The organism is Microbacterium foliorum, assembly GCF_003367705.1.
Lineage (GTDB): Bacteria > Actinomycetota > Actinomycetes > Actinomycetales > Microbacteriaceae > Microbacterium > Microbacterium foliorum.
In genome coordinates, this window is the sequence record NZ_CP031425.1 from 3,413,235 (window position 1) to 3,426,546 (window position 13,312).

13 protein-coding genes are annotated in these 13,312 nt (G+C 66.6%); 3 read left to right on the forward strand and 10 right to left on the reverse strand.

All coding sequences use genetic code 11. The features are described 5' to 3' along the window. Positions 1-463: 463 nt before the first annotated feature. From DXT68_RS16080 to DXT68_RS16095, 4 genes are read right to left on the reverse strand one after another with little or no spacing between them, the layout of a single operon-like run. Positions 464-2,143, reverse strand: coding sequence for a glycoside hydrolase family 13 protein (locus DXT68_RS16080; RefSeq protein WP_045252844.1), 1,680 nt, complete (start codon positions 2,141-2,143; stop codon positions 464-466). A gap of 45 nt (positions 2,144-2,188) precedes the next feature. Beyond that, entirely contained in the window at positions 2,189-3,067 is an 879-nt protein-coding gene (locus DXT68_RS16085) for a carbohydrate ABC transporter permease (RefSeq protein WP_045252845.1), read from the reverse strand. Continuing rightward, the gene (locus tag DXT68_RS16090) at positions 3,067-4,035 is read right to left on the reverse strand and encodes a carbohydrate ABC transporter permease (protein ID WP_244268092.1); all 969 of its coding nucleotides are present in this window, start codon (positions 4,033-4,035) and stop codon (positions 3,067-3,069) included. The genes DXT68_RS16085 and DXT68_RS16090 overlap by 1 nt, the downstream gene beginning before the upstream one ends. Next, a complete protein-coding gene (locus DXT68_RS16095) occupies positions 4,032-5,357 on the reverse strand; it encodes an ABC transporter substrate-binding protein (RefSeq protein WP_045252846.1) in 1,326 nt (441 codons plus the stop codon). Before DXT68_RS16095 ends, DXT68_RS16090 begins: the two co-directional genes overlap by 4 nt. Before the next feature lie 101 nt (positions 5,358-5,458). Here DXT68_RS16095 and DXT68_RS16100 point away from each other — a divergent pair, with 101 nt between their 5' ends. Together DXT68_RS16100 and DXT68_RS16105 are read left to right on the forward strand one after the other, a co-directional pair. Then, entirely contained in the window at positions 5,459-6,679 is a 1,221-nt protein-coding gene (locus DXT68_RS16100; protein ID WP_045252847.1) for an ROK family protein, read from the forward strand. A 3-nt stretch (positions 6,680-6,682) separates the two neighbouring features. Continuing rightward, complete coding sequence (locus DXT68_RS16105; RefSeq protein ID WP_045252848.1) at positions 6,683-7,237, forward strand: 2'-5' RNA ligase family protein; 555 nt, start codon at positions 6,683-6,685, stop codon at positions 7,235-7,237. 32 nt (positions 7,238-7,269) lie between these two features. Here the strand turns inward: DXT68_RS16105 and DXT68_RS16110 are convergent, their stop codons facing one another. Then, on the reverse strand, positions 7,270-7,599 hold the full coding sequence (locus DXT68_RS16110) for a LysR family transcriptional regulator substrate-binding protein (RefSeq protein WP_052677594.1): 330 nt from the start codon (positions 7,597-7,599) through the stop codon (positions 7,270-7,272). A 138-nt stretch (positions 7,600-7,737) separates the two neighbouring features. Between DXT68_RS16110 and DXT68_RS16115 the strand changes: the two genes are divergently transcribed. Further along, entirely contained in the window at positions 7,738-8,076 is a 339-nt protein-coding gene (locus tag DXT68_RS16115) for a hypothetical protein (protein WP_156149240.1), read from the forward strand. Between the two features lie 539 nt (positions 8,077-8,615). Here the strand turns inward: DXT68_RS16115 and DXT68_RS16120 are convergent. Genes DXT68_RS16120 through mpaM form a run of 5 tightly spaced genes read right to left on the reverse strand, consistent with a single transcriptional unit; the run spans position 8,616 to position 13,297 of the window. Beyond that, positions 8,616-9,350, reverse strand: a complete 735-nt coding sequence (locus DXT68_RS16120) for a hypothetical protein (RefSeq protein ID WP_045252850.1) — start codon at positions 9,348-9,350, stop codon at positions 8,616-8,618. Beyond that, the gene (locus tag DXT68_RS16125) at positions 9,350-10,078 is read right to left on the reverse strand and encodes a hypothetical protein (protein WP_045252851.1); all 729 of its coding nucleotides are present in this window, start codon (positions 10,076-10,078) and stop codon (positions 9,350-9,352) included. Before DXT68_RS16125 ends, DXT68_RS16120 begins: the two co-directional genes overlap by 1 nt. Further along, positions 10,075-10,791 carry an ABC transporter ATP-binding protein gene (locus DXT68_RS16130; RefSeq protein WP_045252852.1) on the reverse strand — a complete coding sequence of 239 codons (717 nt, stop codon included), beginning with the start codon at positions 10,789-10,791 and terminating at the stop codon, positions 10,075-10,077. The genes DXT68_RS16125 and DXT68_RS16130 overlap by 4 nt, the downstream gene beginning before the upstream one ends. A gap of 23 nt (positions 10,792-10,814) precedes the next feature. Next, complete coding sequence (gene mpaP, locus DXT68_RS16135; protein WP_156149241.1) at positions 10,815-12,491, reverse strand: daptide biosynthesis intramembrane metalloprotease; 1,677 nt, start codon at positions 12,489-12,491, stop codon at positions 10,815-10,817. Further along, complete coding sequence (gene mpaM, locus DXT68_RS16140; RefSeq protein ID WP_052677595.1) at positions 12,488-13,297, reverse strand: daptide-type RiPP biosynthesis methyltransferase; 810 nt, start codon at positions 13,295-13,297, stop codon at positions 12,488-12,490. Before mpaM ends, mpaP begins: the two co-directional genes overlap by 4 nt. Positions 13,298-13,312 lie beyond the last annotated feature (15 nt).

A 13,312-nucleotide genomic window follows, 5' to 3' on the forward strand; every position in this document is an offset into this window, starting at 1 on the left:
CGCTGCGCTCGCTCAGCGGGCGAGTCCGTGGCCACCCCGTCCATCCCACGGTCGCACGGCGTCCCGCCCGCCCCACGGGCGCACGGCGTCCCGCCCCCCCACGAGTCCGCGGCCACCCCGCTCAGCGGGCGAGTCCGCGGCCACCCCGCTCATCCCACGGGCGCACGGCGCCCCGCCCGCCCGACGAGCGCACTTCGTCTCGCTGCGCTCGCTCAGCGAGCGAGTCCGCGGCCACCCCGCTCGCTCCACGGCCACCCCGCTCACCCGACGGGTCCGCGGCCGCCCCGTCGGCCCGACGAGTCCACGGCCACCCCGCTCAGCGAGCGAGTCCACGGCCACCCCGCGGGCGCACTTCGTCTCGCTGCGCTCGCTCAGCGAGCGAGTCCGCGGCGGCCCCGCTCAGCGGGCGAGTCCGCGGCAGCCCGCTCGTTGAGCGAGGAGCGCAGCGACGAGACGAAACGCGTCAGCCGGTCAGACCGGACGCGATCCACACGGTCGAATCCGCCGGCACCGCCCCGTCGACGACGGTGCCGAGCACGACGTCCGCGGCATCCGCCCCGAGGTCGAACGGCTCCGCGCCGAAGTTCGTCACGACCTGCCAGCCGTTCGGGCGGGCGAAGCGCAGCACGTCGGCGCGGCCGGTCTCGATCCATTCGAGGCTCTCATCGGTCTGCAGCTCGCGGCGCAGCCGCAGGGCCTCGCGGTACAGGGTCAGGGTCGACGACGGGTCGCCGTCCTCGACATCCACCGCGTACCGGCCGAACCAATCGGGCTGGGGCAGGTGCGCCTCCCCTGTGCCGAACCCGAACGAGGGGCCGGATGCCGTCCACGGCAGCGGCACGCGGCATCCGTCACGTCCGAGACCGTCGAAGTCCGCTCCGCGGAAGAACGACGGGTCCTGTCGCTCGCCCGGACCGATCTCGGCCACCTCCTGCAGACCGAGCTCCTCGCCCTGGTACAGGTACGTGCTGCCGGGCAGCCCGAGCAGCAGCAGCGTCGCGGCGTGCGCCCGGCGCAGACCGCCCTCGCGGTCGAGCTGATCGGCGGGGCCGCCGGCGGCCACCCACTCGACACCCTGCTTCACACCGGTGCGACCGGCGAGCGGCGCCAGGCCGTAGCGGGTCGCGTGCCGGGTCACGTCGTGGTTCGACAGCACCCAGGTGGTCGACGAGCCGGTCTCGCGAGCCTGCGCGAGGTTGTCGGCGATGATCGTGCGGAACTGGGTCGCATCGAAGTCCGCGACGAGCAGGTCGAAGTTGAACGCCTGTCCGAGCCCCTCGGCCGAGGCGTACTTGGCCCGGCGCTCGGGTGTGCTCACCCACGCCTCGGCGACGGCCGTGCGGGGCGGGTCGTACTCGTTGAAGACCCGGCGCCACTCGGCGTACACCTCGTGCACGTCATCGCGGTCGTAGAGCGGGTGGCTGCCGTCGTGCGGCAGGAGCTCGAGCTCGGCGGTGCTCGGCAGCGGTTCGCTGAGGTCCTTCGTGAGCATGTGCGCCACGTCGATGCGGAATCCGTCGACACCCCGGTCCGACCAGAACCGCAGGGTCGTCAGGAAGTCCTCCCGCACCTCCGGGTGATCCCAGTTGAGGTCGGGCTGCTCGGGCGCGAAGCTGTGCAGGAACCACTGTCCGTCCTCGACGCGCTCCCAGGCCGATCCTCCGAAGGCCGCGGTCCAGTCCGTCGGGGGCTCGGAGCCGTCGGGCCCGGAGCCCTCACGGAAGATGTACCGATCGCGCGCCGCCGAGCCGCGCCCTGCGGCGAGCGCCTCCCGGAACCATTCGTGCAGATCCGACGAGTGGTTCGGCACGATGTCGACGATCACGCGGATGCCGCGCGCGTGCAGCGCCGCGACCATGTCGTCGAAGTCGTCGAGCGTGCCGAGACGCGGGTCGACGTCGCGGTAGTCCGCCACGTCGTATCCGCCGTCGGCGAGGGCCGAGGGGTAGAACGGGCTGAGCCACACGGCGTCGATGCCGAGATCGCGCAGGTAGTCGGCGCGCGAGACGATGCCCGGGATGTCGCCGAGTCCGTCGCCGTTCGCGTCCGCGAAGCTGCGGGGGTAGATCTGGTACACGGCGGCCTGTCGCCACCATGCTGCCGTCGTGTCGTCGCGGGTCTCGGTGAGAAGCGCATCGGTCATGAGGGGTACTGCTCCTTCGTGTTGCGGTCTGCGGTGGGAGATGCGTCAGCCCTTGACGGCGCCCTGCGTGACGCCCTCCATGACGAAGCGCTGCGTGAACAGGTACGCCAGGATCGCCGGGGCCATCGCCATCAGGTACGAGGCGAACGACACGTTGTAGTTGTTGCTGAACTGGGTCTGGAACAGGTTCTGCCGCACGGGCAGGGTCTGCATCGCGGGATCAGAGATGATCAGCGACGGCATCATGAAGTCGTTCCAGGCGTACAGGAACGCGAAGATCCCGACGGTCGCGCTCATCGGTGCGAGCAGCGGGAAGATCAGCTGCCAGAACGTCTGCCACGTCGTCGCGCCGTCGATGCGCGCACTCTCCTCGAGCTCGAGCGGGATCGACCGCAGGAATGCGGTGAACAGCAGCACGCTGAAGCTCAGCTGGAACATCGTCGCGAGGATGATCACGCCGAACGGGTTGTCGAGTCCGACCCATCCGGTGAGCTGGATCTGCGGCAGCGCGACCACGGGGAACGGGATGAACATCGCGGCCAGCAGGTAGAAGAACGACCAGCGGAACAGGCGGTGGTCCCAGTTGCGGACGATCGCGTACGAGGCGAATGCGGCGAGCACGATGGTCGCGATGACCGTTCCGGCCGTGACCAGCAGCGAGATGCCGGCGCCGACCGGGAACTTCGTGAGGTTCCATGCCTCGACGAAGCCGTCGATGCTGAACGGAGCCGGCAGCGAGAAGGCGTTGCCGTCGACCGCCTGGCCGGTGGTCTTGAAGGCCATCGAGATGGTCACGTACAGCGGCAGCAGCACGGTGACCGCGCACAGGATCAGGATGATCGTGCCCGACCAGTTGACGCGCTCCATACGGATGCGCGGCTTCTTGCCCGAGGTGGGGATGGTGGTGAGTGTCTGCGTCGACATCAGAGTGCGTTCCTTCCGCGGGTCAGCGACAGCTGCAGCAGGGAGATGAGCACGGCGACGATGAAGAAGATCGTCGCGTTCGCCATCTGGTAGGCGTAGTCGCCGCCGTTGAAGCCCGCGATGATCGTCATCGCGACGCTGCGGGTGGACGTGCCGGGTCCGCCGTTGGTGAGTCCGACGATGATGTCGTAGGCGTTCAGGAAGCCCTTGAAGCCGAGGATCACGTTGATCACCACGTAGCCGGCGACGAGCGGCAGCGTGATGCGGAGCAGCTGCTGCGTCTTGTTCGCCCCGTCGATGCTCGCGGCCTCGTACACCTCGCCCGGCACTGAGAGGAGCCCCGCGATGTAGATCAGCAGCGTGCCCGGTACGGCCTGCCAGGCGGTCACGATGACGATCGCGACCCAGGCGAGATCCGGATTGGCGAGCAGGCTGGTCGACAGCCACGGGATGCCGGTGGCGGCGCCCGCGGCCGGGATGGAGTTGGAGAAGAGGAAGTTGAAGACGTAGGCGATGATGATGCCCGAGATCACCATGGGGATCACGAAGATCGTGCGAAGACCCGTCTTGAAGCGGATGCGGGAGGTCAGCCCGACCGCCAGCAGGAACGCGATCACGTTGACGACGATCACCGTCGCGATCGAGAAGCCGAACGTGAACAGGTAGCTCTGCAGGATGGCCGGGTCGCTGAACATCGCGATGTAGTTGGTCAGCCCGTTGAAGCTCCACTCGCCGATGCCGATGGAGTCGGTGAAGCTGAAGAAGATCCCCATGACGCCGGGCACCGTGATCGCGAGCGTGAAGATCACCAGCGTCGGCAGCAGGAACAGGTAGTAGATGGGCTCGACCTTGCGCGCGCGGTGTCCGAGCTTGCGAGCGCCGCCCGTGACGATCGCCGTGGTGTCGGTCGTCGGGGTGTTCGGCTTCGTGATGTTCGACACGGCGGGTGCCGGGGTGGCGTTCGTCATGGCGTGGACTCCTCTGTCTCAGCCGATGCGTTGTCCTGGGTCGACGGGATGGGAGCGCGGAACGCGATCCTGGCCCAGTCGGCATCCATGGTGCGCAACGTGGAGGTCGGGGACGCGCCGAGCACCATCGCCTGCGCGTAGTTGAAGACCGGAAGGGTCTTGGGCACGAGCACCGACGGACCCTGATAGATCTGGCCGTTCTGGTAGTACTCGACCATGCCCGCGACGCGCGGGTCGTCGGGAGCCGGAGCATCGTTCGTGGGGGTGAAGCCGAGCTGCGAGGTGTTGTACTCCTCGATGTGCTCGGGCAGGAACAGGTACTCCAGGAAGTCACGGGCGGCCTCCTGGTGGCGCGATCCTTCGGGGATCATCGCGGCGAGGTCCATGTTGACGCGCACGCCGAGGTCGGCGGGGTCGTCGGTCATCGGCAGCGGGAAGGTGCCGAGGTCGAGGTCGGGGGCGGTCTTCTCGATCTCGCTGAACGCCCACGGCCCCTGCAGGTACATCGCGGCCTCGCCCTTGCCGAAGGCGAGGTTGCCGTCGCCGTAACCCCGGCTCGCGGCATCCGCGTTCGTGTAGTCCTTCACCAGCGTCATCATGCGGTCCATGGGCTCGGCGAAGTCCTTCTCGAACGAGGCCTGGGAGTCGGGTCCCACACCGGTGCCTTCGGTCGCGAGCGTGTCGAAGAAGTCGATCACGTCGACCGAGCCGCCGGCGGTGTAGTCGTACCAGCCCTGGGCGACCGTCCAGTCGTCCTTGAAGGTGGCGTAGAACGGGTCGATGCCCGCCTGCTTCAGCTGATCGCAGACGGCGAGGAGCTCGTCCCAGGTCTGCGGGACCTCGAGGCCCTGCTGCGCGAAGATCTCCTTGTTGTAGATCACGGAGGCACCCATCACCGAGTATGGCAGTGCGCTCGTGCGCCCCTCGCACGACCCGTACTGCTCCATGAGGGGCTGCAGATCGTCGCGGATGGTCGAGGCGGCGTCGGTGCCCGACAGATCGGTGAGCGCGCAGCGCTGCACGAAGCGGGCGATCTCGTAGTTGTAGTTGGCGAGCATGATGTCGGGCGGGTTGCCCCGCACGAAGCTGGCCGAGACGACGTCGACACCCGAGGTGTCGATCTCGACCCGCACCTTGTCCTGCGAGGAGTTGTACTGCGCCACGAGTTCGGTCATGAACTCGATCGCCTCCCGCTTGCTGAACGTGAAGCGGATGTTCTCGGTTCCGCCGGCCGTCGAGCAGCCGGTGAGGGCGGCCCCGACCAGGGCGAGAGCGGCCGCACCGGCGACGATCTGCGCCGGGCGTGGTGGTTTCACAGACACCGTTGTCCTTTCGTGCTGTAGATACGCAGACTAAATCTAGTGAGCGAATTTACTTCGATGAACGGTACTGTCTCATGTGAACGAGAGTGAGGTCAAGACCCGTGACAGAAGTATCCGCAGGTCTGGGCACCGGACGAGCCAGTGTCGGCGCGATCCTCGACTTCGCGTGGACCGCCGGCGAGTTCACCGCGAGTGAGGCGATGGCGACCACCACGCTGACCCGCTCGACCGCGATCGACGCGATCGACACCCTCGTCGACGCCGCCGTGCTGCGGGAACTCCCCAACGCGCGGGTGGCAGGAAGCTACCGCGCGGGGCGCCCCGCGCGGCGCTTCGTGCTGGCATCCGACCTCGGCGTCGTCATCGGGGTGGATGCCGGAGACACCCACCTCGCGGTCACGATCTCGGATCCGCTCGACCGCACCCTCGTGCACCACCGCACCGACCTCGATCCGACACAGTCGGCGGCGGCGCGGCGCGCCACGATCCTCGATCAGATGGCGCACGCGCTCGCCGAGGCCGAGGTCCCGCGCGAGGCGGTGCTCGCGATCTGCGTCGGCGTCGCCGCGCCGGTGAACCGGGTCGGCGTCTCGCCGCCGCACCCCGAGGGCTTCTGGGAGCGCACGAACCCGGGGCTCGCCGACGCTCTCGACGAGTGGGCGCCCGTCGTCGAGATCAAGAACGATGCGCAGCTCGCCGCGATCGCCGAGGGGTCGGCGGGGGCCGCCGTCGGATGCCGCGACTACGTCGCCCTGCTCGCGAGCGAGCGGTTCGGCGGCGGCGTGGTCGTGGACGGCCACGTGCTGCACGGCGCGCACGGCGGCGTCGGCGAGGGCGTCGTGTTCGACCACATCATCGGCGTCGGATCGGCCTTCGGTCTGCGCTACGCCCTGCAGGACGAGGTGCGCGCGGGGGTCGAGAGCGGCGACATCGACGCGGACTCGGCGGTCGGTCGGCTCGCAGGTGAGGATCGCATCGATCCGCGGATCGTGTTGACCGCGGCATCCGCCGGTGATGGCGATGCGCTGCTCGCGACGTCACGGGTCGGCGCGACGCTCGCCCGCGTCGTCGGCGTGCTCGGCAGCATGTACGACCCCGCGCGCGTGATCATCTGCGGAGGGGTCGCCGGGAGCATCGAGCCGGTGCTCGCCGCCGCACGCGAGGTGCTGCCGACCCAGCTGCACCTGCCGGCCCCCGAGATCCTCGCCTCCACGCTCGGCGCCGAGGTCGTATCGATCGGCGCGGTCGCGACCGCGCGAATGGCCGCGCGCGAGGTGGCCGTGCCGCTGCTGGCGGAACGGCGTCTCAGCGCGGCGAGCTGAGCCGTGCACGAACCAGAGCCTCAGCGCTCCCCCTCGTCGATCGAGCTGCTGTTCGACACGGAGGCCGACGTCGCGATCCGGGCCGAATGGGATGCTCTCGCCGCGGCCGGGATGTCGAGCCTCGCGGCGCACACCTCGGCGAGCAACCGCCCTCACCTCACCCTGGTCGCACGCGTCGGTCTGCCCACCCTGGGCGCGGAGGTCTTCGACGGCATCCCGTCGTTCCCGCTCACACTGGGTGCTCCACTGCTCTTCGGTTGCGGGGATCGGCGCGTCCTGGCGCGGAGCATCGTTCCCACCGGGGAACTGCTCGCCCTTCGGTCCCTGGTGCACGGTGCCGTCGGTCCTGGCGCGGATGCCCCGCACACCGCACCGGGCGAATGGATGCCGCACGTCGCGCTCGCCCGCCGGCTGCGCGTCGCCGACCTTGCGGCAGCGCTCGACCTCGTCGGCGGGGACATCGCTGCGCACGCCCGCGTCGTACGGCACTGGGACCCCGCCACCGCGTCGATCACGACGCTCGCGGAGCTGCCCCCGAGACGCGCGTCAGCGCGGTGACATGCACGCGTCAGCGCGGTGACGTGCGCGCGTCAGCGCGGTGAGCTGAGCGGATCGCTCTGCAGACGGGCGGCGACATCCTGCAGAGTTCGCAGCACCCGCCTGACCGAGGTGTAGGCCAGGGCATCCGGCCGAGCCAGCACGTCGACGTGGCGGACCAGATCCACGTCCGACAGCGGTCTGAGAACCAGGCCGTCCACCGCCAGAGGCGTGGCCGTCGCGCGAGGCATGACGGCGATCGCCGCCCCGGCACGCACGACCTCCGCCGTCACCGAGAACTCGTTGATGCGATGCGCGATCCGCAGGGGTGACCCCGACAGTGCGGCCAGGTAGTCGAGCACTCCCGCGAGGGAATCCCTCATGCACGGAGACCCACTCCTCGTCGCGGAGGTCGGCGAGGAGGATGTCCGCCCGACCGGCGCGCACGCTTCGAGGAGACGCTCACTCTCGTCGTGGGGCAGGACGGCAAATATCGGCAGCCTGTGGGGAGCATCAACGGAGTGAGTACTACCGAGATGTTCCGACGCCAGTTGTCCGATGGGCTGTTCGGCACGACCTTGCTGGGAGACGGGGCCCACCGGGGCTCGCGCCCCCTTGACCCGTTCGCGGAGATCCGGGGCCTCGGTCTCGACGATGCCGTGCTGCGCCCAGTCGCACGACTGCTGTTCGTGAAGAAAATGCTCTCAAGCGGTCACGCCGCACGGGTGGACCAGTTAGCGCTGGGTCCTTCGCATCAGGGGCGGCGCAGACTGTCCATCGTGTGGACGCCCCGGCAGGTCTACTCCAATGTGCCCGACCCTGAACCGATGTCGCTGGAGGGCCTGATTCAAGGCCTGTGAATCACTGAGTAAGCGGTCGCGGCCGCGCGCACGGCTGGGGATCGCGCTCGCGTGACGTGACATGTTCGTTGCGGTGGGGCGAGTGCACCGTCCTTCGCCTCCTGCCCTGCGGTGCTCTAAACGAGTCGGACTGCCAACGACGCATCGTCGGGCTCGGAGCTGGCGCAGCAGACCCGGAAAGAAGGACGTTGAGGTCCGCCTCACCGCAACGCGGCGGAGGCAGGGCGCCGCGCGGTAACAGATGCGAGCAACGCCACAACGGGCACCAGAATGTTGGACGCTCGCACTATTTGCTTCATCCGACTACGAGCCTCGGAGCTCAGCTCAGCTCCAACGTCATCCGCTCCGCTCGTCCGTCTCGACGACCTCACGGGGAAGGTAGACGGATGGACTTTCACTGCGCGTCATACGCCGTAGCCGTTTCACTCTGGGCGCGCCAGAACGGCGATTCGCTCGCGCGTTAGAGTCTGTCATTCCCACCCCGATGCAAGGCGGGCAGCGCCGCGCTCCGACGCTGAACTCACCGAACGTCGCGGCGCCTACGTCACATCGCGAGATAGGAAGGAGGTTGCTCCGGCCGCCAAAATCAGGACAGTCCACGCCACCGCGATAGCCGTCGAAAGCGGTCCCTCAAGCAAAGCAGCACTGTCGATGCCGATATTGCTGAGGTCGAATCCAGCGCCGGCCAGTATGGCCGGAAGCGGAAACCACACCGCCCCAGGCGCCCAGAAGATAGCGACGACCATCGCAGCCCCCAAGGAGACTGGCGCAACGAACAGCGCGAGTAGGTGCTGCTGAACTACGAGCCCCACTCCGAACCCCCACAATCCCGCGACTGCTCCGACCACGGAGGTTGCTGCCACCATCGCCAAGTCGACATCTGTACCGCCCGTGGAGACCGTGAGAGCGACATGCCCCCCGACGACTGTGGCCAGCGCGACGAGAGCACCGCCCAGCGCTGCGACTGGAGCCCGTGACAGAAAACTGGCCCAGCGAGGTTGCAGCGTGAGACGGTGAGCGACGACACCGTTCCGCCTGTCAATCGTGTACCGAAAGGAACCGTAGATCGCTGCGAGAACAGCTCCGTATGTCGCCATGATCGTGCCGAAAGGCGCGAGGAACTCCTGACGCACCTGGGCTGGCGCATCAGCAAAATCCGTCGGCACACTCACCGCAAGGGAGAGCGCCATCACGAACGCTGCCGAGGCAACACCAAGAAGAACGACGTCGCCCGTGAGACTTCGGAACTGGGCTCTGAAGGCCTGGCGCACCATCAGGCGACGCGCCGACGTGCTACGAACCACGCGAGTAGCACCAAACCCACTGTCCAAGCGCCGGCGACGCTGACGGCCGGGGCAAACTCGAGGAGGCGGTCCTTGTATTCAGGGACGCTTAGCGCTGCGATAGTCATGCCTGGGGAAAAACGCGCCACGTCGGGCGACGTCCCCAGGAGGGCGAACTCCACCCCAATAGGGAACGCCAAGACAATCGCTGCCCCGATGTAGTAGTTGCGTGAAATCCACCCCACAGCGCCGCCGACGAACGCACCCATGATGACTCCCAGAAGCGCACCAGCGTAGATGCGCACCGCGGCCTCGTCAATATTGAGCACCAGTCCCTCTTGATTGAGGATGAAGTATACGACGACGGTCCAGAGTGCGAACATGCAGAGCGCGAGAGCGATTGCCGTCATCAATCCGGCGATCATCTTGCCCCGGAAAGCCCGGCTATAGCCAAGTTCAGTGAGCGTTCGGTCCATCGACGCGTAGTAGTACTCCCGGGTGACGGCGTATGCGCCCACGAAGGCGGCAGTGATGAACGACCATGCGAGCGGTTGCAGCAGTTGTGCTGTCGCAGCTCCCGAGCTCAGTCCGCTCAGATCAGTCAGTGTGCGATCTGAGGAGAGCACGACGACCGGGACAAAGACGGCGAGGACGTAGACAGCCCACAGCGACAGTCCGCTCACTGAACGCACCGCTTCGCTTCTGATTGCGGAGATCATGCCACGACCCCTTCCACGAGATCGAAGTATCGGTCCTCCAGGGAATCGCCATCACGGGCCACGAGGTCGCTGAGCTTTCCTGCGTACAAAGCCCTTCGCTTGATCACCACAACGTCATCCACAACCTGCTCGAGTTCTGCGAGTTGGTGGCTGGAGATCAGGACCGTTCCTCCACGTGCTGCATAGTCGCGGAGATACCGGCGGAGCCAACGAATGCCGTCAGGATCGAGCCCGTTGGCGGGTTCATCCAAGATCAGGGTCTGAGGGGATCCGATGAGGGCTGCAGCCAACCCCAGGCGTTGCACCATACCCGTTGAGAAAGTCTTCACCCTCCGCTTGGCGACAGAGAGAAGGTCCACCTCTTCCAACACCTCATCGACCCGCTGGCGAGGAGCGCCGGCGGCGAGGCGCGCGATCTCGAGATGACGTCGTGCTGTGATCCCCACCTCGAAGCCAAACCCATCCATCTGCACGCCGACGTGTGAGGCCGGGTTCCTGAGCGCTGCGAATGGCGCTCCGTCAATGGTCGCGGTGCCACTCGTCGGTCGCAGAAGCCCGACGATGGTTCGAAGCGTCGTGGACTTTCCTGCGCCGTTGGGCCCGAGAAGTCCCACGATGGCTCCTCGCGGGACGGTGAAGGACAGGTCTTGAACTGCTGTCACGTACCCGTACTTCTTGGTGAGCTCTCGAACTTCGATTGCGTTGTCGTTCATTTCTTTCCTTCGGTAGAAGTCGTTCAGCGTTTCAGGAGCCCGGCGAGGGGCTGGGCGACGGCCTGGTTCCACAGCGATTGCCATAGGTTGACATTGCCCAGTTCCATACGGGCTTGGCCGGAGGATGGGACCTGTCCTGGGTCTGAGCCAAGGTGGGCTACGCCGATAGCGGTGGCCGGGACGTCGACGTCGTGCATCTTGACAGGGAAGAGGGCGTCGAGCGGAACGTTCACAGACTGGGGCACCCGCGCTTCGTAGGTGCTCGACCCCACAGGAAGGCTCCCCATGACGCCATTCGTTAGGAGAGTGAGACGGGCACCGTCCGGGATGGGATCCTCCGTGCTTCCGCCTTGGACGATAACGACGGTATTATCCTCGCCGACAGTGAATCCTGCGGTCGCTGTGAGGGGGACGACGATCCACACCCCCGCGAGAGCGACAGTCGCCGCGATAACGAGGTTCACGAGGACGAACCTCCACGCCGACACACCTACGCGCCATGCTCTGCGTAAGCCACCAGCGATTGCTGTCAGGCCCAAGATGAGCACGGCTACCTCGAGGCTGAGGACCACAACCCCGGCGACGAGGCCACCGCCCGCGAGGGCGTGGGCGATGCGCATGACGGCGAAGATCACTAGACAAACAGGCGCAAGGATGCTCGCAATTCCGAAGGGCACACTCCACCAGCGATTGAGGCGCTTCGGGGCGCGGCTTCCCCCGTAAAGCAGATGAACTAGCCAATTCCCGCCGTCTCGCTTCGTTCGTTCCCGCAGGTTCGGTTCGTCCAACGCGCTCATGAGCGCGATATATCCATCGAATCTCACGAACGGTACGAGATTCACGAGCACGATGCCGTAGCAAGCAATCGCGAGCAGCAACAGCAATTGCTGGAGATCGGTGGCAGACGCCAACAATGCGGCGAGTGCGAAGGCTGAACCGATGACAGCATGGACGGCGGGGCCGGCGAGCGCCACCCATGCTCTCTGCCACTTGTGGCGCAGTCGCCAGCCGTCGGTGACGTCGACGAAGAAGGCGGGCGTGAGATAGAAGATCATGAAGCCTGCGCGGCGAGGGCGTCCGCCGAATCGGGTCAGCGCGAGCCCATGAGCGCCCTCGTGGATCAGTGTGAGCACGACGAGCACGACGAGCACGACGACAAGCTGGAGAAGCGGCATCGGCGAGAACAGCAGCCTCGCCACGTCCGAGACCTGAATGATTGCGGCAACGGAACCAAGGAGCGCTAGGCCTGCGAGGACGATCAGACCCGCCCGCCCCGGGAAGGGCCGGACAATTCGGTCGAGGCGTCTGAACATGGCTGGGGCGCGCAGAGTCGCGATCTGCAGAGTCAGCGGTGCGCGGAACACGACTCTCCCGGCGCTCTTCCGTTGTGTGCCTTCAAGCAGCCCGCTCTGCTGAAATCGGTCTACGAGAGTGAGGAATTGCGGTTCCGGCTCGTCGGGGGCGACCTCCTTGCGGAGGTCGCGGACCGATGATCTTCCGTCCATCGCTGACAGTAGTTCCACAACGGCACCGGACACCCGGGAGGTGGGCACCCCCTCGACTGTCACTATCCAGGGGGCTCCCTCGACGGTCGGCTCCTCGAAGGCGACCGTCGAGGCAAGACTCGGTCGACTGTCCAGAGTCAATGGATCGAGCGCGGCGCGGCGGATGGGGAGAAAGCTTGTTGACGCTGATTTCATCGGGGCGTTACCTGACCACGCGACGACGTTTGCAGGAGGAGGATGTCAGCGCCCGCGTGTGCGCGCACAGGTCGGACGGCCGGTTCGGTGAACCCGGCTTCAACCAGCTCGGCAGACAACATCTCTTCTGTGAGTATCCGCAGACGGCTTGTCAAGATGGTCACCGTAGCGTCGATCGTCAGCGCCGATTCGCGCACCCAGTTCACGACGCGGGCTGCGCCACCCTCGATTACCTGCTGGGAGTAGAGATAATCTTCCTGGCCGTCGACTCCCTCAACTGTGACGATCTGATCTTCGGTGTTGCTCAGCGCCCGCCCACCGGTTGAGCCCGCAATGGTGAGTGCGAACGTTCCTCCGTCGGAAAGATGCGACCGAACACGTGCGTAGAGAGCTTGCCTCCCCACCCGATCCAGGAGCGTGATCGAGGTGGCCCCGATGACGATGAGATCGTACAGTCGTCCTAGCGCGAATGTGCGCATGTCTGCCACAACACACTCGAGGAGGGGGTTCGCGGGCAGCGCCCGCTGCAGGAGCGCGAGCATGTCCGGCGACAAGTCAATGGCAGTGACTCGCTTTCCGCATCGGACAAGTGGGATGGTGAGCCGCCCGCTGCCAGCGGCGATGTCGAGCACATTCCCCTCAGTGTCACGAGCCAGCGCAAGCACTTCCCGGACTTCTGACCGATCACCCCCTACAAGGCGTTCGTAGAAGTCCGCTCCCGCGCCTGCATATAGGTCCTGCGGACTTGGCGTTGCGTTCAGCACGGCTAGTCGTGACTTCACCGATTCGGTGATCCCACCCGTCATGAGGGTGTCCTTTCT